General features: G+C 39.7%; 22 protein-coding genes. 16 read left to right on the top strand and 6 right to left on the bottom strand.

The genetic code is table 11. The annotated features are described in order from the left end of the window. The 7 genes from lepB to H3V00_RS02870 all read left to right on the top strand — a co-directional run bounded on the left by lepB (position 1) and on the right by H3V00_RS02870 (position 6,081). Positions 1 to 990 carry a signal peptidase I gene (lepB, locus tag H3V00_RS02900; RefSeq protein ID WP_084551951.1) on the top strand — a complete coding sequence of 330 codons (990 nt, stop codon included), beginning with the start codon at positions 1 to 3 and terminating at the stop codon, positions 988 to 990. A 78-nt stretch (positions 991 to 1,068) separates the two neighbouring features. Continuing rightward, positions 1,069 to 1,797 carry a ribonuclease III gene (rnc, locus tag H3V00_RS02895; protein WP_084551950.1) on the top strand — a complete coding sequence of 243 codons (729 nt, stop codon included), beginning with the start codon at positions 1,069 to 1,071 and terminating at the stop codon, positions 1,795 to 1,797. Positions 1,798 to 1,859: 62 nt separating this feature from the next. Continuing rightward, entirely contained in the window at positions 1,860 to 2,378 is a 519-nt protein-coding gene (locus H3V00_RS02890) for a DUF2867 domain-containing protein (protein WP_084551949.1), read from the top strand. A 228-nt stretch (positions 2,379 to 2,606) separates the two neighbouring features. Further along, positions 2,607 to 3,530 (top strand): GTPase Era, encoded by a 924-nt coding sequence (gene era, locus H3V00_RS02885; protein ID WP_084551948.1) that lies wholly within the window; start codon positions 2,607 to 2,609, stop codon positions 3,528 to 3,530. 191 nt (positions 3,531 to 3,721) lie between these two features. Continuing rightward, a complete protein-coding gene (locus H3V00_RS02880) occupies positions 3,722 to 4,282 on the top strand; it encodes a class I SAM-dependent methyltransferase (RefSeq protein ID WP_084551947.1) in 561 nt (186 codons plus the stop codon). Positions 4,283 to 4,312: 30 nt separating this feature from the next. After that, the gene (locus H3V00_RS02875) at positions 4,313 to 5,176 is read left to right on the top strand and encodes an ATP-binding protein (protein ID WP_084551946.1); all 864 of its coding nucleotides are present in this window, start codon (positions 4,313 to 4,315) and stop codon (positions 5,174 to 5,176) included. 74 nt (positions 5,177 to 5,250) lie between these two features. Then, on the top strand, positions 5,251 to 6,081 hold the full coding sequence (locus tag H3V00_RS02870) for a murein L,D-transpeptidase family protein (protein WP_144363230.1): 831 nt from the start codon (positions 5,251 to 5,253) through the stop codon (positions 6,079 to 6,081). Positions 6,082 to 6,286: 205 nt separating this feature from the next. Here H3V00_RS02870 and H3V00_RS02865 read toward each other — a convergent pair whose 3' ends face one another. Further along, positions 6,287 to 7,156 carry a DUF4261 domain-containing protein gene (locus H3V00_RS02865; protein ID WP_084551945.1) on the bottom strand — a complete coding sequence of 290 codons (870 nt, stop codon included), beginning with the start codon at positions 7,154 to 7,156 and terminating at the stop codon, positions 6,287 to 6,289. Positions 7,157 to 7,335: 179 nt separating this feature from the next. Beyond that, positions 7,336 to 8,688, bottom strand: a complete 1,353-nt coding sequence (gene xseA / locus H3V00_RS02860; RefSeq protein WP_198206483.1) for an exodeoxyribonuclease VII large subunit — start codon at positions 8,686 to 8,688, stop codon at positions 7,336 to 7,338. 120 nt (positions 8,689 to 8,808) lie between these two features. Here xseA and lpxK point away from each other — a divergent pair, with 120 nt between their 5' ends. The 6 genes from lpxK to H3V00_RS02830 all read left to right on the top strand — a co-directional run bounded on the left by lpxK (position 8,809) and on the right by H3V00_RS02830 (position 13,200). Further along, on the top strand, positions 8,809 to 9,846 hold the full coding sequence (gene lpxK, locus H3V00_RS02855; RefSeq protein ID WP_198206484.1) for a tetraacyldisaccharide 4'-kinase: 1,038 nt from the start codon (positions 8,809 to 8,811) through the stop codon (positions 9,844 to 9,846). Positions 9,847 to 10,119: 273 nt separating this feature from the next. Further along, positions 10,120 to 10,311, top strand: coding sequence for a Trm112 family protein (locus H3V00_RS02850; RefSeq protein ID WP_025330730.1), 192 nt, complete (start codon positions 10,120 to 10,122; stop codon positions 10,309 to 10,311). Further along, a complete protein-coding gene (gene kdsB, locus H3V00_RS02845) occupies positions 10,304 to 11,071 on the top strand; it encodes a 3-deoxy-manno-octulosonate cytidylyltransferase (RefSeq protein ID WP_037476341.1) in 768 nt (255 codons plus the stop codon). The genes H3V00_RS02850 and kdsB overlap by 8 nt, the downstream gene beginning before the upstream one ends. A 49-nt stretch (positions 11,072 to 11,120) precedes the next feature. Then, a complete protein-coding gene (adk, locus tag H3V00_RS02840) occupies positions 11,121 to 11,768 on the top strand; it encodes an adenylate kinase (RefSeq protein ID WP_037394928.1) in 648 nt (215 codons plus the stop codon). A 116-nt stretch (positions 11,769 to 11,884) separates the two neighbouring features. Then, positions 11,885 to 12,415 carry a CNP1-like family protein gene (locus tag H3V00_RS02835; protein WP_198206485.1) on the top strand — a complete coding sequence of 177 codons (531 nt, stop codon included), beginning with the start codon at positions 11,885 to 11,887 and terminating at the stop codon, positions 12,413 to 12,415. A gap of 8 nt (positions 12,416 to 12,423) precedes the next feature. Beyond that, the gene (locus H3V00_RS02830) at positions 12,424 to 13,200 is read left to right on the top strand and encodes a TSUP family transporter (RefSeq protein WP_037476347.1); all 777 of its coding nucleotides are present in this window, start codon (positions 12,424 to 12,426) and stop codon (positions 13,198 to 13,200) included. A gap of 23 nt (positions 13,201 to 13,223) precedes the next feature. Here the strand turns inward: H3V00_RS02830 and tadA are convergent, their stop codons facing one another. Beyond that, positions 13,224 to 13,955: a tRNA adenosine(34) deaminase TadA gene (tadA, locus tag H3V00_RS02825; RefSeq protein ID WP_198206486.1), complete on the bottom strand. Its 732-nt coding sequence runs from the start codon at positions 13,953 to 13,955 to the stop codon at positions 13,224 to 13,226. Positions 13,956 to 14,555: 600 nt separating this feature from the next. On the opposite strand from tadA, the gene H3V00_RS02820 reads away from it, so the two are divergent. After that, the gene (locus tag H3V00_RS02820) at positions 14,556 to 15,713 is read left to right on the top strand and encodes a hypothetical protein (RefSeq protein ID WP_084551937.1); all 1,158 of its coding nucleotides are present in this window, start codon (positions 14,556 to 14,558) and stop codon (positions 15,711 to 15,713) included. 317 nt (positions 15,714 to 16,030) lie between these two features. Here the strand turns inward: H3V00_RS02820 and H3V00_RS02815 are convergent, their stop codons facing one another. Together H3V00_RS02815 and bioB are read right to left on the bottom strand one after the other, a co-directional pair. Beyond that, entirely contained in the window at positions 16,031 to 16,486 is a 456-nt protein-coding gene (locus tag H3V00_RS02815; protein ID WP_198206488.1) for a hypothetical protein, read from the bottom strand. Between the two features lie 532 nt (positions 16,487 to 17,018). Next, a complete protein-coding gene (bioB, locus tag H3V00_RS02810; RefSeq protein WP_084586142.1) occupies positions 17,019 to 18,068 on the bottom strand; it encodes a biotin synthase BioB in 1,050 nt (349 codons plus the stop codon). 190 nt (positions 18,069 to 18,258) lie between these two features. On the opposite strand from bioB, the gene H3V00_RS02805 reads away from it, so the two are divergent. Further along, entirely contained in the window at positions 18,259 to 18,987 is a 729-nt protein-coding gene (locus tag H3V00_RS02805) for an SDR family NAD(P)-dependent oxidoreductase (protein WP_100125546.1), read from the top strand. Positions 18,988 to 19,022: 35 nt separating this feature from the next. Next, positions 19,023 to 20,114: a tRNA (uridine(54)-C5)-methyltransferase TrmA gene (trmA, locus tag H3V00_RS02800; RefSeq protein WP_084554167.1), complete on the top strand. Its 1,092-nt coding sequence runs from the start codon at positions 19,023 to 19,025 to the stop codon at positions 20,112 to 20,114. A 90-nt stretch (positions 20,115 to 20,204) separates the two neighbouring features. Here the strand turns inward: trmA and aspS are convergent, their stop codons facing one another. Next, positions 20,205 to 22,013, bottom strand: coding sequence for an aspartate--tRNA ligase (gene aspS, locus H3V00_RS02795; protein ID WP_037395221.1), 1,809 nt, complete (start codon positions 22,011 to 22,013; stop codon positions 20,205 to 20,207). Positions 22,014 to 22,052 lie beyond the last annotated feature (39 nt).

The following is a 22,052-nucleotide window of genomic DNA, read 5'->3' as shown; positions in this document are numbered from 1 at the left end:
ATGTCAAACACGATGATTATAGGCGCAGCAATCCTTCTGGTGCTGGGGATAGTTCTATTTTTGAAAAGCTCGAAAAAGCGTGAAGAAAACGGGGAATGGAGCGGAGCATTACAATGGGGGTATTTGCTGATTCTGGTTGGTGCGTTTGGTGTATTGTCGTACAAAATGAGTTTTACCGCAGTTCTGCTGATTTTTGTATTGTTAACAGGAATAGCCTGGATTATCCATCGTAGTCTGAAGAAAAAAAATCCGGGGCATGTAGATAACAATCATTTTACTGATTACATGAGTGGTTTTTTTCCGATTATTCTGGTGGTATTTATTCTGCGCACTTTTTTAGCTGAGCCTTTTCAGATTCCATCCAGCTCTATGCGTCCGGGTCTGATTACCGGTGATTTTATTCTGGTGAATAAATTTACTTACGGTATCCGTTTGCCAATTCTGAATAATGTACTTATTCCGGTAAACAAAGTAGAGCGTGGTGATGTAATTGTATTCAATTACCCCCGAGATACACGTATAAATTATATTAAACGGGTAATCGGTCTGCCGGGTGATGTTATTACATACAAGGATAAAATCCTGTCAATCAACGGTAAAGTAATCACTGATACTGATGAGCAGAAAATTTATAATTATTCCGAACAGGTTCCTCAGTATGGAAATATCAATATGCAGGCTCAGCAGGTAACCGAACAGCTTGGTAATAAATCGATTCAGATACTGAAAATGCCTCAGCAACCCCCAGTTATTCTGCAAGCAGTACATACTGATTTTCCAGATCGGGAATTGTGTAACTATGATGCTGATGGCAGTGGGTTTAGTTGTACCGTTCCTGCAGGAAAATATTTTATGATGGGTGACAATCGTGACAATAGTGAAGATAGCCGGTACTGGGGATTTGTAGACGATAAGCTTGTTGTAGGCAAAGCCTTTCTGATATGGCTGAATATGGGTGATTTGAAACGAATCGGTACGAAGATTCAGTAATATCTGATATCAGGTGCAAGATTTTTTTCTTGCGCTTTGTTTATATAATTATGGTTATTCATTATCAAAGACGGTTAAATGAGAAAAACTGATGTACGCCATGAAAATGCTTTGAAATATGTACAACAAAAGCTTGGCTATCAATTTAAGCAATCTGATTTATTACTGCAGGCTTTAACTCACCGCAGTTACAGTGCATTACATAATGAACGTTTTGAATTTGTTGGTGATTCAATTTTAAATTATTCTGTAGCTAAAATGCTGTTTAATGCATTTCCGCGCCTGACAGAGGGTGAGCTTTCACGAATGAGGGCGAATCTGGTTAATCAGGAAACACTGGCTCAGATTGCAACTGAACTAAAAATCGGAGATGCTTTATTGCTGGGTACTGGTGAGTTAAAAAGCGGTGGCTTCCGGCGGCCATCTATACTGGCTGATGCAATGGAAGCATTATTTGCCGCAGTAAGCTTTGATGCAGATTTTAATACTGCTGAGACTGTCGTAAGACATTTATACGCAGACCGCATCCGTAATATTAATCCTCAGAACAGTGGAAAAGATGCAAAAACACGTCTTCAGGAAGCCTTGCAGGCACGACATATGCCATTGCCAAAATATCGGATTGTAGATCAGATTGGTGATGTCCATGATTTACAATTTGTAGTGCAATGTGATTTAGGAGAAACCGGCTTTCAGACTGAAGCAGCCGGACACAGCCGGCGTGAAGCAGAACAACAAACCGCACAAACAGCTCTTGTTTGGTTAGAAAAGCAGTTTCCGGCAGCTAAACCTAGAAAAAATAAATAAGTTACAATATATTGAAGGTGGCATATTGTTATTACTTATTGTCTTACAATAAAGGGGAAATAATGGGAAAAACAAAGTCAATTTCTAAAATACTGAATGAATTACCCGAGTGTGTTAGCCTGATTGCGGATAAACCGGACTATCTTGATTGTCAGAAAAAAGAAATCGATAAAAATATTACAGCTTTTGAAGCATATAAAATGATGACTTCACGTCAGCCTGAATGGCTAAGGATATTATTTAAAATCAGAGATAATATAGTTAGACCTGCTGGCATACGTACTATAGAGGGATTTACTTATCTTGATGAGGAGAGGATTCAATCCGGTGAAACAAATTCAGCACATTTCTTTACTATTACTGAAAATACTGCAGATAAACTTACTTTAGAGATTAAAGATTCTCATTTAGATGTTTGTCTTTGCCTGCGTATTACTGATAATACCCAGCAGCCGGATAAAAAAATGCTTTATCTGATCGCTTCAGTAAAAAATCATAATTTCTGGGGACGGTTATATATGATGCCAGTTAGTAAACTTCATCCGTTTATTGTAAATAAACTTTTTGAAAATATTGTTTAATCACTCTGAGGTCTTTCGTTACTTAGTATTCATAAAGTATTTGTTCAGTAAGAATGACTCCATTTCTCTAAAATCGTTCGAATAAAACTGTATATATTCAGGTAATTTAGTAGTTTATAATTGGTATTTGCAATGTGTTATTTAGCTGAATTCATTTTACTTGTTTTGAAATAATTCAGCTTATTATCAGCCATTTTATGGTTATTTGTATCATTTAAGAAAGAATGTATGTCTGAAGTATCCAGTTACAATTATCCTCCTCAGTCAGAAAATTTTCGCTGCGGTTTTGTTGCAATTGTTGGCCGGCCTAATGTGGGAAAATCCACATTAATGAACCACCTTATTGGTCAGAAAATCAGTATCACCAGTAAAAAAGCTCAGACTACTCGCCATAAAGTTAATGGTATTTATACCGATAATGAAGCACAGCTGATATTTGTAGATACTCCCGGTTTTCAGACTTATCACCGCAATGCACTTAATGACCGTCTCAATCAGAATGTTACTGAGGCAGTTGCCGGTGTGGATGTTATTGTATTTGTGATTGAAGCATTGCGCTTTTCGGATGCAGACAGAGAAGTACTGCAACAATTACCTGCACATATTCCGGTAGTGCTGGTAATTAATAAGGTCGATAAGGCTAAGGCAAAAGACCAAAGTGTACTGCAGAACTTTATTGATGAAGTACAGCAGGCATATAAATTCACTCAGGTTGCTCTGGTGAGTGCAAAGCACGGACTGGGCGTGGCTCAGCTTGTGCATATTCTCAAGCCCATGCTGCCAATAGGTATTCCGCTCTATCCTGAAGATATGGTGACAGACAAATCGGCAAGATTTCTAGCTATGGAAATTGTGCGGGAGAAACTGTTTCGTTATCTTGGTGAAGAATTACCCTACGCCATGAACGTTGAAGTAGAACAGTTTACTGAGGAAGACGAACTTTACCGGATTTATATTGCAGTTCTGGTGGATAAGGAAAGCCAAAAGGGCATTTTAATTGGTAAAGGCGGGGAAAAACTGAAAAAGATATCTACTGAAGCCAGACTGGATATGGAAAAATTGTTTGAAACAAAAGTTTTTTTAAAGGTTTGGGTAAAAGTAAAATCCGGCTGGGCTGATGACATTCGCTTTTTGCGTGAATTAGGGATGTGAGGTAAGAGTCTGGCACTTCTAAACTTAATATGTATCATATTTATCCTAGTATCAGCATTACAGATAAATAAAATTACTATTCATAGTATGCCTGTTCATTTTGGTAATATATAATCTGATATGCTTAATGCTTATTTATCTTAAGGATAGCTTTGGCGACTATCTAAGTATCAGACAGCACAAATTAATTTATGCTTCTCAATATTCTGGATTTTGTACATAAAAACATTCAGCAGACTGTACAGGCTGGCGATACAGTCATTGATGCTACTGCTGGTAACGGGCATGATACTTTGTTTCTGGCCTCATGCGTCGGTGCCCATGGTAAAGTAGTCGCTTTTGATATACAGGCTAGTGCATTAGACGTTACCAGTAACAGACTGGTAAAAGCCGGTTATAGTGAGCGGGTACAGTTAATTCAAGCCGGACATGAACATCTGAGTGAGTATATTCAGAGTAAGGTTAGTGCCATCATATTTAACCTTGGATACTTACCTGGCGGAGATAAAAACTGTACAACCCAAGTCAATACAACCCTTAAGGCGATGCAAAGCGGATTAAACCTTCTTACCGATAATGGTGTATTGGCTGCGGTTTTATATCCGGGTCATGAAGAGGGAAGAATTGAAGCGGAAACAATACAAACATGGGCGCAAAGCTTACCGCAACAACAGATAGCAGTGTTGAAATATGCTTTTATTAACCGGATAAATGATGCACCCTTTGCATTAATATTGCAAAAACATTCATAATTCATAGCTATAGAAATTGAAGGGAAATAGATGAAACGTAAGGAATTTATCAATCTGGCTGCAACTGTTTTACAGCGGCTGGATGCCATTTTGCCACCATTGGCTCAGGAACCTGATTGGACGGCAGTTGCTTACCGCTGGCATAAATTAGGTAACAAGGGTATTCTGGAAAGTTTACCAAATCCGCATACCTTTTCTCTGGACTGTCTGGCAGCTGTTGATGAGCAGCGCCGACAACTGGTACGTAATACAGAACAGTTTCTTGCTGGCAGACCGGCAAATAATGTATTAATGACAGGAGCACGTGGTACCGGAAAATCATCATTGGTTAAGGCGTTACTGCATCAGTATGCAGATCAGGGGTTGCGTCTGGTTGAGGTTGATAAAAGTGACTTGTTAACATTACCTGCTTTACTTTCTTTACTAACCGCCAGACCGGAAAAATACATTCTGTTCTGTGATGATTTATCTTTTGAAGACGGTGATGATGCTTACAAAGCATTAAAAACTACCCTTGATGGCGGATTATCCCAGCGATGTGACAATGTACTGGTATATGCTACATCTAACCGCCGGCATTTAATGCCTGAGTATATGGCAGACAATGTGGCTCATACAGGCAATGGCGGAGAAGTTCATCCTCAGGAAGCCGTTGAAGAAAAAGTATCTTTATCGGATCGTTTTGGTTTATGGCTAAGCTTTTACCCATTTGATCAGAACGCATATTTACAGGCTGTACAGAACTGGCTGGAAGAAGCTGGTCTGAATCTGGATGAAACAGCAAGACGCGCAGCATTAAATTGGAGTCAGAGCCGTGGCAGCCGTTCAGGAAGAGTAGCATGGCAGTTCGTATGCGACTGGGCAGGAAGAAACCCACAGGATAGAATTGTATAGCTAAATCAGTTGTTTGTTCTGTATTCAGTTTTCTGATTAACTGCTGGGTAACTTAGTTTCAACGGAAGCAAATCATGTCTGTATTATTTAGCGAACAATTAATGATATTACTTCCCATATTGATATTTATCGGAAGCATCGGTTTAATTATTTATCCTTTTTTCGCTAATAAAAAAAATCAAGTAAAGACACTATCTCGAAGATTAATGACTATCTGTATGATTGTTATCGGATTCGCGGGCGTAGTTGCAGGTGTATCATTATTTTTTAGAAATTATACTATTGACCAGAAAATTAAAACTATAGATGTAAAAAATACGGCTATAGCAGTTTCTCCTCCTGTTAGTGGTGATAAAATTTATCTGCGAATATTCAAACAAGAGGGAATATTGGAAATATGGTATAAACATAAAAATAACAATTATCAGCTATACAGGACATGGGATATCTGTACATACTCAGGCGGTCTGGGACCTAAAAAAGCCGAAGGGGATGGCAAAAGTCCGGAAGGATTTTACGCAACTGAGAAAAATCTATTAAAACCAAATAGTAATTATCATCTTGCTTTTAACATCGGCTACCCGAATGCCTATGACCGTGCCAATGGATACACAGGAAGCTTTATCATGATTCATGGAAACTGCGTGTCCATCGGTTGCTATGCTATGACTGACAAGGGAATAGAACAAATCTACGCTGTTGTTAATCAGGCTATAAACAGCGGACAGAAGCGAATACCCATTCATATTTTTCCATTCAGAATGACAGCATCAAATATGCAAAAATTTCAAAAGTCAGCTTATATGCCTTTCTGGAGCGAATTGAAGCCTGCTTATGATATTTTTCAGTCTGAGCGGAGAGTAGCTAATATTACTGTGCACAATAAGCATTATGTTATTAAATAAACAGAAGCAGTAAGGTAACTATCTGATATCTTGATATTTAAAATAAATATTGATTGTGTTTGCATATTTTATTGAACAAACAGTTATTTTTTAATTTACCCAAATGTAAAATGACTTCCGATATCAAATTTTTAATATCAGAAGTCATTTTTATTGTTTAGTAACAGACAATTTCTGCTCAATAATGATGTATAGGCTTATTTAACTATTTACCGATCTCTACAACCAAAACATTACCTGTATCTTTCAGAAAGTATTCATCCTCCTGTGGAACTCGTAAAGACATCATTTTATTATCACCAATTTCCATTGTATCCCCTGGATTCATAGTTGCTCCGCTCTGACGCAGATACGATAAAATATTACCAAACATATCGAAATAGTCAGAACCTTCATCATGGTTATTTGCTAATACAGCAAAATCAGGCAATCCAAATACATTAGCACCGTAAGTGCGCATCCAGACACCTTTAACGTCTTCTAAAATATATTTAACAAATCCGCAGAAAAATAGCGGTAAACAATCGCATAAACTCTGTGCACTGTCTTCATCACTAAGTAAGTTACTTAAAACATTTGCAGGGAGTGAAGAATGGGCGTTTTCATTAATAACTGCTAATGCATTAAATTCTTCAAAACACGCAGCCAGACGGGATAAAGCCAGGTATTGTTGTATTACATCTTCATCATGTCCTGTATAGTACAAAATTACATGACTATCATTTTTACGAACTTGATTTTTGATATCTTCACTATAATGTGCTGGCGCAACACACGTTTCCAATGCATCAGCAGGAAAAGGCGCATTGAATCCGATCAGTTTAACTACGTGTTTTCCCCAGCTTATCAAAGCAAAAACGCCTTGTTCAAGCTCTCCTGCAGGGGTTTCGTATTTGACATTTGTTATTGAAGAATCCAGATATTTTAATTTATCTAATAATTTATCTTTATCAAAATTAAGAGAGCCTTTAAATATAACACTTAATCCTATTGATTGTTTATTATTTGTATTTTCTGCTACTGTAGTAACTGTATCTTTAGATTTTTTCCCAAATAAACGAGCAAACAGTGACATTTAAATTCCTATTCTTATTAAGTTAATTGCCTGTCAAAAATTTATTTAACATAACATTTCAAAGAATAATTTATTTTTAGATTAAAAATCTGAATTTAAATCAACAAACAATTAATCACCGAATTCTTAGTGATAGCAATTTACGCAATAGAATAGAAATACATTTGAAAATATATATCTTAATTATCAAATAAATCAGACTGAATTTTCGGCGGAGCAACCTGTACGCTTCGTTCACCGCAAGCAAAGCGAATATTAAGATACTGGCCGGTTTTTAATTTGTTGGCATCACGTATTACCTGCCCGCGCTGATTAGTGACCACGCTATAACCTCTGGCGAGAATCTGTAGAGGAGAGACTGCCTGTAACACAGATGTCTGCTGTTGCAGCCGTTGTTGTGCGCGCATAAAAATATTTTTCCAGATTTGATGTAATTGTTGTTTCCGATATTCAAGTGCCTGTAGTGCATGAATAGTTTGCGGTCGTGTATTTTCCAGACTGCGTTGTTGCTGTATCAGATTTTGCCGATGCTGCCTGATCTGACGCTGCATATCAATTTGTAACAGACGTGCTAAATCCCTTAGTTGCTGCTGCTGTTGCTGCCAGTTTTGCTGCGGGTGCTTTAACTGACGAGCAAGCCAGTCTAGTTTTTGTGAAGCATCATAATAACGTTGTTCCAGTAATTGATGTATACGCTTTTGCCATTGAGTAACACTATGTCTTAATTGCGCCATATCAGGGCTGACCAGTTCGGCAGCTGCTGTCGGTGTCGGGGCGCGAACATCTGCGGCAAAATCGGTCAGGGTAAAGTCAGTTTCATGACCAACACCGCTTACAGTGGGAATTGCGCTGTCGGCTACCGTTCGTACGACGATTTCTTCATTATAAGACCACAAATCCTCAATGCTGCCGCCTCCACGGCAAATTATCAGTACATCAGCCAGTGCCTGCTGATTGGCACTGATAATAGCAGCAGCAATCTGACGTTCACTCCCTGCACCCTGTACGGCTGTCGGGTAAACAATCACACTGATACCGCTATGGCGCCGGCGCAGGGTTGTCACAACATCGCGTAAAGCTGCTGCGGCCAGACTGGTCACTACACCGACCACTTTAGGATGAACAGGTAGCGGACGTTTGCGTTCCTTTGAAAATAAACCTTCGGCAGTTAACTGCTGTTTCAGCCGCTCATAAGCTTCATATAATTGTCCCAACCCTTTGTGGCGCACTGCATTAATGGTAATCTGAAACTCACCCCGTGCTTCATAAATGCTGATTTTTCCGGCTACTTCTATATGATCACCTTCCTGTAAGGGCTGGCTTAGCTGCTGTGCCACACCTTTAAACAGTACACATCTGACTTGTGCACGGGCATCTTTTAAAGAAAAATAGAAATGACCACTGGCTGCACGGGTAAGATTAGAAACTTCACCGCCAACCCATAAATCAATCAGATTGTCTTCAAGCAATTGACGGGCATAAGCATTGAGTTCAGATACACTTAAAGCAGCCGGAGCAAAGAAATCAGACATAATGGATACCATATTCAGAGCGGTTTTATTCTGTAGATATTATACGGCGTTTTTTTATCATAGTTCAGTTCTGCACATACAGCGTGGTATAGTGCAGCTTTGTAATTAATAGGCAGAGTTATGGGTTGGTTAGCCGGTTTAATACAAAAGCACTGGCAGCATCCGCGTATAGCGCTGGTATTGTTACTGTGGCCGCTTGCACGATTATTTCAAAGTATTGCTTTGTTACGGCGCTGGCTGTACAAATCGGGCATTTTGCCGACTAAAAAACTGCCTTGTCCGGTAGTGGTAATCGGTAACATTCATGTTGGCGGTGTTGGTAAAACACCTTTAGTCGCTGCGCTGGTACAGACCTTACAGCAGCGGCAGATAAGGGTAGGTATCATAAGCCGCGGCTATGGGCGTTTAAGTAAAGAAACAGTTATTCTGAATGCCCAATCTACCGCGGCAGAAGCCGGAGATGAACCATTAATGCTGTTTCAGCAAACTCAGGCACCGGTTGCAGTTGCTTCTACTCGTGAAGCTGCCGGCAGAGCATTGTTAAATGCATATCCGGATTTGCAGCTTTTATTAAGTGATGATGGTTTACAACATTATGCACTTTGCCGGGATATGGAAGTTATAGTATTTCCGGCCGCAGATATCGGAAAAAAACTGGATATATTACCTAATGGCCCATTACGCGAACCCATTGAGCGCTTACGGAGAGCAGATGCAGTAGTATTCAGTCAGGGTGATACAAATTCTGTTCAGCAGGCACAGCAACTAAATTTAATAAAAACACAATGGTGTGGTTTCAGTCAATTGAACTATGGCGATTTCTATTGTTTAAATCAGCCCCAACAGACTGCAAAAGCCCATGAGTTTTCAGAAAAAAAATGCGCGGCAATTGCGGCCATCGGACAACCGCAACGTTTTTTTCAGGCATTACAGATACTGGGTATTCATCTGAAAGAAACCATTGCGCTGAATGATCATGCAACCATTCAACCCGAAGACTGGCCTGATGCAGAAATAATATTTATTACAGAAAAAGATGCAGTCAAACTGAAAAAACCTTTGCAATATAATATTTGGGTCTTACCACTTTCAGCACAAATCTGCCCGGAGTTAGCTGAATTGATTCAGTTAAAATTAGACTTACACCGTTTTAAATAAAATAAATACGTTTCTGCAATGAAAAAGATGCCATGGACTCCGGCTGCTGGTAGAATTTCAATAAATTGTCAGTATATCGTTGGTAGACGATACAAACTGACTACGATTTCAGGTTCTGTATTAAGCAGCCTCTATATTGCCATTTTAATATATGGTAAAGTCATTCAAAGACGATATTTATAAATTATTAACTGGTATTACTGCATTCAGGAAACCTGCTAAATCAACAACCATAAACTTCGCTTGCCACCTTTGCGAAACTAAGGATTAAAAATGAATCAAAAATATCTGGATATACTGGTATGCCCCGAGTGTAAAGGAAAACTGCAATGGCATGCACAGCAGCAGGAACTGTGGTGTAAAGCATCACGGCTGGCTTATCCGGTAAAAGATGGTATTCCCTATATGCTGGTAAATGAAGCTCGTAATTTAACTGATGAAGAATGTACGGCGACACATGAGTAATTTTGTTGTTCTGATTCCGGCACGGCTATCCTCCAGTCGTTTACCCAATAAGGCTTTAGCTGATATACATGGTAAACCGATGGTAGTGAGGGTAGCTGAGCGTGCACTTGCCAGCAAAGCCGGAAGAGTAGTTGTGGCAACAGATCATGCTGATATTCAGACTGCATGTCAGGTTCATGGAATTGAAGCTGTTTTAACAGCTCCGGAGCATGAGAGCGGTACAACTCGTCTGGCTGAAGCAGCCGGCATTCTGAATCTCGCTGGAGAAGACTGTGTTGTAAATGTTCAGGGTGATGAACCTTTGATTGAACCTGAACTGATTAATGCTGTAGCTGAACAATTACAGCAAAGTTCAGCACCAATGGCCACAGCAGCACATCTATTAACTGATTACACAGATTTTACAGATGCCAATTGTGTTAAAGTTGTGTTAAACAACAAAAATAATGCCTTGTACTTTAGCCGTGCGGCCATTCCATGGCCGCGTGAATTAATGCGCAGCGGTGCTGAGGTCATGCCGGCAGATATTCCGGTATATCGTCATATTGGCATTTATGGTTATCGGGTACAGTTTTTGCACCAATATGCAGATTTGACTCCATCACCATTAGAACAGGCTGAATCACTTGAGCAGCTGCGCGTACTGTGGCATGGTTACAATATTGCGGTACAAATTACACCGCATGCTCCGGCTGCGGGTGTGGATACAGCTGCCGATCTGGAGCGTGTACGCACGAACTGGACAGAAGTAAAAAAATAAATATTAGTAATAATATTAAATCAAATCACAGATATATTCAGGAGTTGAAATGAAAGTTTTATTATTAGGTGCACCGGGTGCCGGAAAAGGCACACAGGCACAGTTTATTACTGCTGCGTTTAACATACCGCAGATTTCTACCGGAGACATGCTGCGTGCAGCAGTAAAAGCCGGCACACCTTTGGGCATTGAAGCCAAAAAAATTATGGATGCGGGCGGGCTGGTTCGTGACGATATTATTATAGGTCTGGTAAAAGAGCGTATTGCCCAGCCGGATTGTGCTAATGGTTTCTTATTTGATGGTTTCCCGCGTACACTGGCTCAGGCTGAAGCAATGGAAAAAGCGGGTGTACATCTGGATGCTGTAGTAGAGATTGCCGTACCCGATGATGTCATTATTGAACGCTTGTCCGGTCGCCGTGTCCATCTTGCTTCAGGCAGAACTTATCATCTGGTTTACAATCCGCCAAGAGTCAACAATATTGATGATGAAACTGGTGAACCACTGATTCAGCGTGATGATGATCAGGAAGAAACCATTAAAAAACGTTTACAGGTGTATCACGAGCAAACAGAAGTACTGATTGATTTCTATGGTAAACAGAATGATGCCAATGCACCGGACTATATCCGTGTAGACGGAACTCAACCGGTAGAAGCAGTAAAAACTCAGGTTCTGGCCGCCTTAAAACTTTGATGGCAGAATCCGGCTGTCTGTTCTCATGAGATTACAGACAGCTTTTTGTTGCATGACAAATGATAAACAGTTTTTCAGAATAAAGCCGGATTGTATATCCGGTTTCGGAGCATGGTATGAAAGTTACCAAAACCGTATTGACTGTATTACTTCTTGGTGTTTGTGCTTATGCACTGGCACGCAGGGAAACTTTATATAACGAGCATTATATTGGGCCTGATGAAAATCAGCCTTGGGAAGAGCAGGCTGTACCTATGCCTGCATATCCGGCAGGTAATGAGCAATGGGCAGATATTTATATCAGCCAGACATATCAGGGTCAGCCAAAATTAATGCTGAACAGTATTCAAATCAATACAGACCGTACTATCCATTATATTCTGAACCAGCAATCAGATCAGGGGATTAGTAACCTTACTGCTGAAGCTATTCATTGCCCGACACGGCGCATGAAAGTGTTCGGATATGGTGACGATGTGAATAAACGCTGGATACAGCCGCGCAATAGTCAATGGAAAGTAATCGGTACCAGCCTGAATCAACTGGATAAAGTGCGTTCGGTGCTGTATCAGACTTTCTGCGAAGACGGGTTACCCCGTAATCAGCAAGAGTTAATTAAACGTATTACCACACGTGCCATGCGCTAGTAGGATATATCGTGGAATGGCTCAGTGACTCTCATATCTGGTGGTTATTAATTATCGGATTCAGTGCTGGTTTAATGGATGCAGCTGTCGGTGGTGGCGGGTTGTTACAGATCCCCGGGCTGTTTGGCGCATTACCACAGAAAACCATCACACCGGTTGTTCTAGGGGTAAATAAATTTGCTTCTGCCTGTGGTACTTTGGTAGCAGCTGTGCAATATACCCGACGTATACCGGTTCCATGGGCAATGCTGTTACCTGCCGCCGTACTTGCATTTGCTTTTTCATATATGGGTGCTCATGTTGTGGAATATCTGCCCACAGCGTGGATGAAACCGTCCATTCTGGTTATTTTAATCATTATGGCGATTTATACCTTTTTGAAAAAGGATCTGGGTCAGGTTCAGCGCCAAAGCCGGCTGACCCGACGTGAGTATATTATCGGACTGTTAATGGGTGCTTTAATCGGTTTATATGACGGTATATTCGGTCCCGGTACAGGCAGCTTACTGGCTTTTATATTTGTTCGCTTTTTTGCCTTCGATTTTATTACCGCAACAGCATCTTCTAAAGTCATTAATCTCACAACAAATTTTGCCGCACTGATATTTTTTATTCCACATCAGTATGTCGTATGGCATTGGGCAATTCCACTGGCTATTGCCAATCTGAGCGGAGGAATCATTGGTGCCAGATTAGCAATGCGTGGCGGCAGCAAATTATTGCGTAAAGGTTTTATTATTCTTCTGTGTATCATGATTGGTAAATTTGGCTACGATTTACTGTAATTTCTGATTGCAGCAGCATTGGTTTATACCGGGCTGCGCTTACGCCGGAAAAAATCCTGTAATAATTGGGTGGATTCATTAGCCAGAACACCACCAATGATTGCAGTGTGTTTATTTAACTGCTGATTAGTAAATAAATTAATCACACTGCCGGCTGCCCCGGTTTTTGTTTCACTAGCTCCATAAATTACCCTTCTGATTCGTGCCTGTATTAATGCACTTGCACACATAGCGCACGGTTCCAGAGTAATATAAACATCACAATTTTCCAGACGGTAATTTCCTAATGCTTTACTGGCTGCCGTTAATGCCTGAATTTCTGCATGATGGCTAATATTACAATCAACGATACAGCGATTGTAGCCATAACCAATCAGGGTGTTTTCACAGACAACAACAGCACCAACCGGCACTTCATTCAGTATAGAAGCCTGATGCGCTGCATCCAGAGCCTGATGCATCCATTGATGCATAACTTTTTCAGACGGAAAGACAGCTACTGGCGGATGCAGTTTAAGCTGCTGGCGCCAGTAATCTTTCTCTTTAGATGTAATCGATTGAACTGAGCGATCTTCTACTAGAGCAATAAATTGCCACAAAAGACTGTCTGTACAGCCTGTACTGATGCTTTTAAATTGTAAAAACGCCGTTAACGCTCCGCGAAGATGTAAATCTTCTAAGCAATGTATATTAAGTTGTTTAAGAATTGCTATGGTTTTAGGTGCCAGCGGAGGCGTTGTTAACGGCGTGCTCATAAGTAAAGGTATCAATCATTATAAATCATAAAAATACTAAAATACTCTAAAATTAACGCTAAAGTACCCACCTTAAGTTTCAGCTATAAGTTCAAATTTGTACAAAAAAATTGTACAAATGGATAAAATGATGCTATTATTCAGCCATATTTGAAATTCATTAAAAGGTGTTCAGAGCAAAACTTTACAAGGTACATGAAGTTAGGGTTTGAATCAAACTAATGAATGAAACAAAGCAATTAAGCGTACGAGTTCTAACACAATTGTGCTGTGTGAAGAGGGTGATGAAATTGAAGGTTTAGTTAATTCTATAGCATCCGGCACTTTAGACAGCTTGTCGTATGGAGTTTGTGTTCACCATACCTCATTAGTTCGTATGTTTATGACAGGGTAGAATTTGAGTTTGGGGATAATATTATATGTGGGGCTCAAATTCCGCCTAGTACAACCAATGAAAATCTTAATCACCTGTTAAATCTGTATAAACGACCGTAGTGAAGAAAGGGGGCACTATTAACTTTAAATGGAGAGTTATCACTTTAGATACTCGTAACCCAAATGTGCATTTAATTGAATGCAATTTATTAACGAAAGGAACTTATGGCCGGATTAATAGGTAAAGCATCATTTATTGAATCAGGTGGTAGACCTTCTGAAATACCTATTTCAATAGATCTTTATAAGTTAGCAGCAGACAGTAACCTTTCTGTCCCTGCATATTTACAGCAAGAGTATGGTCAGAAAGCTGATAAAAATTATGCTAATGGCAGCGTTTTTTCACAAGTTATGGCATCCTTAAATATCCCTATTAATGCAAAGGGAAGAGGTTTTCGAGGTATGGCACTTGGAGATGTTTTAGACGGAACATTTCAAGCATCAATAACTCAGGACGCAAAAACAGCTTGTGCAATTTTAGCACCTGCTGCGATTTTGTCAATAGTAGAAGAAAATCCTGCCGAAGACCGTACTGATACGCTTAGTATGTTTGAAAAGTTGATTGCAATAGACGAATCTATTTCAAGTGACACTTTTGCAATACCAATTTTTGATTTGTCAAATGCAGATAAACGACAAGCTTCTGCTATTGGTCAGTCAGCAATCTCTTATGTAGGGCGATTAACGATTTCTCGGAAATCACACACAATTCCAACTTTTTCTTATGGCTTAAAAGCCTCAGATGAGGCTTTAAAAGCATGCTCCATTAATGCTATAACAATTCACCTAAGAAGTCTTCGTAAGTCACTAGCTTCTAATTTAGTGCGCCAACAGCTAAATTCTTTGATTAATGGTGATAGAGATATGGATATCAAACCATTACCTGTTGTTCCTATCAATAAATATGATAGCGAAGCTGGTAATGGTGTGTTAACCCATAAAGCTTATATGAAGTGGTTATGGAATGATAGGGGAATCTATCAGGTAGATTATGTTCTGTGTAATGAAGATGATTACTTCAGAATTATCGAGCGTAAAGGTTGTCCTAATATAAGTTTAGAACAAATGGCTTACGCAACTAAACCTATCAATAAGAATATTTTTGAACCTCAAATATTTATTCTTAATGAAGGTGTTGTTCCGCCTGGTACTTTAGTAGGGATTGATTCACGGTATGCTATTGCACGACTTAAAAATTCTTGGGCTAATTTTGATGCGGTTGAAGAGATGGTTATGCTAAATGGTAAATCACTGCATTTTTACGAGAGACAAGTTGTATATCGTCATGATGATCAGGCATTTAAAGTAACTACTCTAAACTAATTTAACAGGCTGCTTCGGCAGCCTGCTGGGGAATTTAATGGCAAGATCACCTAAAAAATGTAAGGTCTGACTGAATATGTTGAACAGATTGATGGCGTAGAGGAGACTAATATAGTAAAACAACCTGAAACCTTAGATAATGCGGAGGAATCAGAAACTAATCACCAAGAACTAAATAATCAGCAACCAACAAAGGATACTAAAATTAAAACTGACACAGAAAAAGTGATTTTAAAACTACCCGAGTTTATCCAAGTTCGTGTAACTCATGGTTATGACTTACTCCATCCTTATTTATGCAGAAATCTTAATAAAGGTTAATTTTTAATTTCCATTTTAGAATGTAATTTCCGTAAATCACTCAGACATTTTAAAAGAATCTCAAGTTCATGCATGCTGACATTATTTTTTTTCAGCATTTCTAACATTTTTGTGGAATATTTTGAATCAATAGGATTATCAAATACTTGGTTGAGTGGCTCCCAGCTCAGATTAAAGGATTCCGCTATAAGAAGCATAAGTTTCCGATTAGGTTGTCTGCTGTAAGATCTATCTGAACTTTCATATTTGACACCAGAACTTCTGGATAATCCTAAAATCTCCCAGAATTCTTCAGCAGATAAACCCAGAAGATTAACTCGAAGATTACAGATAAACGCCTTCCATTGTTTAGAGTCTTGCGGGATAAGTAGATTTACACCTAAGTCTTTAAGAGTCCGTTGAGCTCTCATAGCTAATATTGTGTTGTCTTTAGTTTTGTTTTTGTTAGTCATTCTCACTTGTTCTTGGGAAAATTAATTAAAAATTTGATTTTATCGTATTAATTAGGAAATAAAAACCGAAGCTTATTACCTTAGTTTAATAGTTACAATGTAATCAGGGTATTAGCAATAGCTTAAGTCGTGTCTTCATGCGTTACGATAATTATCTGATAAAAACCTGTAGGAATAATAAAGTCTAAGGCTAGCATTTGCCGTTCTATATCACAGGCTGTGAAAATTTCACCTAATAACATAAAACACATGTAAGCAAAAACGTTTTAATCAGTTCTATCTGAATCACTATACTTAATACATTCGCTGTACCACCTGAAAGAACCTTAGTATTGTGACCATCAATTTCCGCTCACCAGTAGGGCAGATTAGGCTACCGCTCTTCAGGTTTTCAAGAAATGCAAGTTTTGACAGTAACTCTTGCTTTTTGTTTGTATGCACACTAAAGGTTGATTCAAGGAATTTTATATGTTGCAGTATAGATTTATCAATTCACTCTACTGTTCAAATGAGCTTAAACAACACTAAGTTACTAAGCTTCGTTAATATTACCAGACATGTTATTTTGTGTTTGCTCGGAAATTGCCTGTACAATAGCTGCCCGGTGTATCTCATCACTATAATCCTCACATTGTTCGGGACTGATACCCAATTTAATAAATAAAGCATTATCTTTTTCAACTTGAGGATTAGATGTGGTAAGCAATTTATCTCCATAAAATATAGAGTTTGCTCCTGCTAAAAAAGCCAGTGCCTGCATTTGCTCATTCATTTGTTCACGTCCTGCGGATAATCGCACATGTGATTTGGGCATCATAATACGGGCAACAGCAAGCATTCTGATGAAATCAAACGGTTCAATATCCTGTTCATTCGCTAAAGGTGTACCTTTAACCTTGACCAGATTATTGATGGGAACACTTTCCGGATGTTCATCTAAATTAGCCAGTTGAATTAATAAACTGGCTCTGTCTTTTAGAGATTCACCCATTCCAAGAATTCCGCCCGAGCAAATTTTAATGCCTGCTTCTCGGACATAAGCCAATGTTTGCAAACGCTCCGCATAGGTACGGGTGGTAATGATGTTTCCGTAAAATTCAGGTGAAGTATCTAAATTATGATTATAGAAATCTAATCCGGCCTCAGATAACGCATGAGCCTGATCCTGTGACAATTTGCCCAGAGTCATACAGGTTTCCATACCCAGTGCTTTAACACCTTTTACCATCTCCAGAACATACGGCATATCTCTGGCAGTAGGATGCTTCCAGGCAGCACCCATACAGAAACGTGTTGAACCGATTGCTTTTGCAGCCTTGGCTTTTTCAATTACTTTTTGAACTTCAAGTAATTTTTCTTTTTCTAGACCAGTATCGTAATGGACTGATTGCGGGCAATATTTACAGTCTTCCGGACAAGCACCGGTTTTTATGGATAGTAAAGTTGAAACTTGCACTTTATTGGCATCAAAAAATTGTCGGTGTATTGTTTGTGCTTTAAATATCAGATCATTAAATGGCAGTTGAAATAATTTGATAACCTCTGGTAGTGACCAATCATGACGAATAATGCTTAACGACATAAAAGTTTCCTTTAAATAACAGGCATAAAATTTACATTGCATGATAATACTTAACTTAATAAAGTCAATTTCTTCATAAATAAAGTTTATATTTAAACAAATTAAAATCTGATTTTTTTACTGCATAAGCAAAGTGTATGATTACTATCTGGCTAGAAACTCAGATAATTTTTGAAAAAGGGAATTTAATATGCAATGTTGTGTAATTATTACTGGTCATAGTCGGGGGTTAGGACGGGCCCTCACAGAATATTACCTGACCAAAGAAGTCAAAGTTGTCGGTCTATCAAGGTACGGCTGGGATAATCCGCCGGAAAAATTACTGGAATATTCAATTGATTTTTCTGATGCTGATGCTATGGCGACATTAATCCGGTCAGCCAGCTGGCAGAGTGGTCTTGAAAATAAAAATGAAATTATTCTGATAAACAACGCTGGTATGGTAGAGCCGAATTCAATAATAGGCCAGCAGGATTGTGATGCAATTATTAAAGCGGTAGCCGTAAATATTACTGCACCATTACTATTAACTAATGCGGTGATTGCCGCTACGTCGAAAGCTGAAATTCGCATTGCGCATATCAGTAGTGGTGCCGGGCGGCATCCGGTAGCAGGCTGGAGCGTATATGGAGCCACTAAGGCGGCACTGGATCAGCATGCAGCAGTAGTAGCGGCTGAACAACATCCGCATGTACGTATTGCCAGTATTGCTCCCGGCGTTGTTGATACCAATATGCAGCAAAATATCCGTTCTGCCGATGCTGATAAATTTCCCCTGGTACAAAATTTTATTGGCTTAAAGGATAAAAATCAGTTGCAAAGTGCTGAAGATACTGCAAAAAGAATTGCGGATATGATTGCTGCAGATGATTATGGCCGGCAAATTCTGCGCGATGTACGGGAACAGAACGGGGTTTGATATAATAAGCCCTTTTTGCTTTGGCTGATAACTATATGACCGGTATTACTTACCAGCAACAATTATCTGATAAACAGCACTATCTGGAGCAACTATTTGCAGACTGTGCTTTTCCGCCAATACAGATTTTCACTTCTCCGGCTTCTCATTACCGGATGCGTGCGGAATTTCGTATCTGGCATGAAGGAGACAGCTGTAGTTATGCTATGTTTACCCCGGGAGAAAAAGCCAGTTCCGGTAATGTATGTAAAATACGTGATTTTGCCATAGCTCATGAAAATATTAACTCATTGATGCCTGTTTTACTGAGCAAAATACAGGCCAGAGAAGAGTTAAAAACACGCTTATTTCAAGTTGAATTTTTAACTACACTGGCTGGCGATACGCTGGTTACTCTGATTTATCATAAAAAACTGGATGATGTCTGGGCTCAGTCGGCGAAATCGCTGGCCACTGAACTGAACATTCAGATCTTGGGGCGAAGCCGTGGACAGAAGGTAGTTCTGGAACGCGATTATGTTATTGAACGCTTAAAAGTTCATAATGAAATCTTTGAGTATAAACAGTTTGAAGGTGGTTTTACTCAGCCGAATGCAGAAATTTGTCAGTCAATGCTGGGTTGGGCTGTTGATGTTGCTCAATCGATCAATGGCGGAGATCTACTGGAGCTTTATTGTGGCAATGGTAATTTTACTTTGCCCCTGTCCCGCCAATTTCACAAAGTTTTGGCTACAGAAGTATCAAAAACTTCTGTACAGGCAGCGCATTGGAATATTGATAATAATCATATCAATAATATTGCATTAGCCCGACTTTCGGCAGAAGAATTTACAGAAGCATTTACAGGCATCCGAACTTTCCGGCGATTGGCCAGTGAGCAGATTAATCTGGCTGATTATCAGTTCAGTACGGTTTTTGTGGACCCTCCGAGAGCCGGTATTGATCATGGCACCCTTAAGTTGTTACAGAAATTTGATAACATTATTTATGTATCCTGTAATCCGGTCACTTTGCACGAAAATCTGCAAACATTATTAGCTACTCATAGCGTTAAACAGGCCGCCATGTTTGATCAGTTTCCTTTCACACCGCATATTGAATCTGGTGTCTGGCTAAAGAGACGCTGATTAAATTTAATTTATAAATAGTACTTTGCCTAAATGATAAAAAAACTGCCTGATAAATTTTATCAGGCAGTTTTTTATCAAAAGAATAAATTAATTTTTCTCTTCAGTCTGAACTTTTTGACGTAAACGCAGGCCAAGCTCACGCAATTGTTTTTCGTCAACATGATTTGGTGCATCTACCAGTAAATCCTGCGAACGCTGAGTTTTCGGGAATGCGATAACATCACGAATTGAATCAGCACCAGCCATCAGGGTTACCAGTCGGTCCAGACCAAACGCGAGACCTCCATGCGGAGGAGCACCGAATTTCAGGTTATTCAGCAGAAAACCGAATTTATTCTGTTGTTCTTCCGGAGTGATTTTCAGTGCAGCAAATACTTTCTCTTGAATATCTGCACGATGAATACGAATAGAGCCACCACCGATTTCCCAGCCATTTAGCACCATATCATAAGCACGGGCAATACACTGATCCGGTGCAGATACCAGTAAATCCTCATGACCGGCTTTAGGTGCAGTAAAAGGATGATGCATAGCAGACCAGCGATGTTCTTCTTCATCATATTCGAACATCGGGAAATCAACTACCCATAATGGACGCCATTCGTCAGCAAAATAGCCGTTAGCAGCACCATGCTCGTGACCAATTTTAACGCGCAGCGCGCCAATAGCTTCATTAACCACTTTGGCTTTATCAGCACCGAAGAAAATGATATCGCCATTTTGTGCACCGGTTTTCTCAATAATAGACTGCAAAGCACGATCAGAAAGGAATTTCACAATCGGAGATTGCAAACCGCTATCTTCTGTATTGTTAACTTTGCTAATGTCATTTACTTTGATATACGCCAGACCTTTTGCGCCATAGATACCAACAAATTCTGTATAGGTATCTATTTCCTTACGGCTCAGGCTGGCACCATTAGGGACACGTAAGGCAACAACACGGCCGTTTTTCATATCGGCAGCCGCACGAAATACTTTAAACTCTTCCGTTTTCATCAAATCGGTTAATTCGGTAAATTGCAGATTTACACGCAAATCCGGTTTATCCGAACCATACAGGAACATAGCTTCATGCCAGCTCATGCGCGGGAAAACAGGTAGGTCTACAGCCAGAGCTTCCTGAAAAACCAGCTTAACCATGTTTTCAGTGATATCCATGATTTCGTTTTCACTTAAAAACGAAGTTTCAAGGTCTATCTGAGTAAATTCCGGCTGACGGTCAGCACGCAGGTCTTCATCACGGAAACATTTTACAATCTGGTAATAGCGGTCAAATCCTGCCACCATCAGTAGCTGTTTGAATAGCTGCGGAGACTGCGGTAAAGCAAAAAATTCACCCGGAAATACACGGCTAGGTACCAGATAGTCCCGTGCACCTTCCGGAGTAGAGCGGGTTAACATCGGTGTTTCGATGTCTATAAATCCCTGACTGTCCAGATAGCGGCGAACAGCCATTGCAACACGATAACGCAGTCGCAGATTATTTTGCATTACCGGGCGGCGCAAATCGATTACGCGGTTAGTCAGACGTACATTTTCACTGATGCTTTCGTCATCAATTAAAAATGGCGGGGTGGCAGCAGTATTGAGTATGTCAATTTCTTTTGCTAATAGTTCAATACCGCCGGAAATCATTTTATCGTTTTTGGTACCTTCAGGACGTGCACGTACACGACCGGTAATACTCAGTACATATTCGTTACGGGCAGAGTCAGCCAGAGTAAAAGCTTCAGGTGTATCCGGGTCAATCACTACCTGTACGATACCTTCCCGGTCGCGCAGGTCAATGAATATTACACCGCCGTGATCGCGGCGACGATGTACCCAGCCTTTTACGGTAACAGTCTGGTCGAGATATTGCTCATTAATTAAGCCACAATAGTTGGTTCGCATTTTGATGCCTTTGTTACTATGATTACGGTTAATTGTGTC

The organism is Snodgrassella sp. W6238H11 (assembly GCF_016100525.1).
Classification (GTDB): domain Bacteria; phylum Pseudomonadota; class Gammaproteobacteria; order Burkholderiales; family Neisseriaceae; genus Snodgrassella; species Snodgrassella alvi.
The sequence above is the reverse complement of the archived record's forward strand: the minus strand, read 5'-3'. Positions and strand labels throughout refer to the sequence as shown.

What these genes read in the sequence shown, in the direction of transcription:
- lepB (WP_084551951.1), top strand. Translation starts at nt 1, where the DNA reads ATGTCAAACACGATGATTATAGGCGCAGCAATCCTTCTGGTGCTGGGG.
- rnc (WP_084551950.1), top strand. Translation starts at nt 1,069, where the DNA reads ATGAGAAAAACTGATGTACGCCATGAAAATGCTTTGAAATATGTACAA.
- H3V00_RS02890 (WP_084551949.1), top strand. Translation starts at nt 1,860, where the DNA reads ATGGGAAAAACAAAGTCAATTTCTAAAATACTGAATGAATTACCCGAG.
- era (WP_084551948.1), top strand. Translation starts at nt 2,607, where the DNA reads ATGTCTGAAGTATCCAGTTACAATTATCCTCCTCAGTCAGAAAATTTT.
- H3V00_RS02880 (WP_084551947.1), top strand. Translation starts at nt 3,722, where the DNA reads ATGCTTCTCAATATTCTGGATTTTGTACATAAAAACATTCAGCAGACT.
- H3V00_RS02875 (WP_084551946.1), top strand. Translation starts at nt 4,313, where the DNA reads ATGAAACGTAAGGAATTTATCAATCTGGCTGCAACTGTTTTACAGCGG.
- H3V00_RS02870 (WP_144363230.1), top strand. Translation starts at nt 5,251, where the DNA reads ATGTCTGTATTATTTAGCGAACAATTAATGATATTACTTCCCATATTG.
- H3V00_RS02865 (WP_084551945.1), bottom strand. Translation starts at nt 7,156, where the DNA reads ATGTCACTGTTTGCTCGTTTATTTGGGAAAAAATCTAAAGATACAGTT.
- xseA (WP_198206483.1), bottom strand. Translation starts at nt 8,688, where the DNA reads ATGTCTGATTTCTTTGCTCCGGCTGCTTTAAGTGTATCTGAACTCAAT.
- lpxK (WP_198206484.1), top strand. Translation starts at nt 8,809, where the DNA reads ATGGGTTGGTTAGCCGGTTTAATACAAAAGCACTGGCAGCATCCGCGT.
- H3V00_RS02850 (WP_025330730.1), top strand. Translation starts at nt 10,120, where the DNA reads ATGAATCAAAAATATCTGGATATACTGGTATGCCCCGAGTGTAAAGGA.
- kdsB (WP_037476341.1), top strand. Translation starts at nt 10,304, where the DNA reads ATGAGTAATTTTGTTGTTCTGATTCCGGCACGGCTATCCTCCAGTCGT.
- adk (WP_037394928.1), top strand. Translation starts at nt 11,121, where the DNA reads ATGAAAGTTTTATTATTAGGTGCACCGGGTGCCGGAAAAGGCACACAG.
- H3V00_RS02835 (WP_198206485.1), top strand. Translation starts at nt 11,885, where the DNA reads ATGAAAGTTACCAAAACCGTATTGACTGTATTACTTCTTGGTGTTTGT.
- tadA (WP_198206486.1), bottom strand. Translation starts at nt 13,955, where the DNA reads ATGAGCACGCCGTTAACAACGCCTCCGCTGGCACCTAAAACCATAGCA.
- H3V00_RS02820 (WP_084551937.1), top strand. Translation starts at nt 14,556, where the DNA reads ATGGCCGGATTAATAGGTAAAGCATCATTTATTGAATCAGGTGGTAGA.
- H3V00_RS02815 (WP_198206488.1), bottom strand. Translation starts at nt 16,486, where the DNA reads ATGACTAACAAAAACAAAACTAAAGACAACACAATATTAGCTATGAGA.
- bioB (WP_084586142.1), bottom strand. Translation starts at nt 18,068, where the DNA reads ATGTCGTTAAGCATTATTCGTCATGATTGGTCACTACCAGAGGTTATC.
- H3V00_RS02805 (WP_100125546.1), top strand. Translation starts at nt 18,259, where the DNA reads ATGCAATGTTGTGTAATTATTACTGGTCATAGTCGGGGGTTAGGACGG.
- trmA (WP_084554167.1), top strand. Translation starts at nt 19,023, where the DNA reads ATGACCGGTATTACTTACCAGCAACAATTATCTGATAAACAGCACTAT.
- aspS (WP_037395221.1), bottom strand. Translation starts at nt 22,013, where the DNA reads ATGCGAACCAACTATTGTGGCTTAATTAATGAGCAATATCTCGACCAG.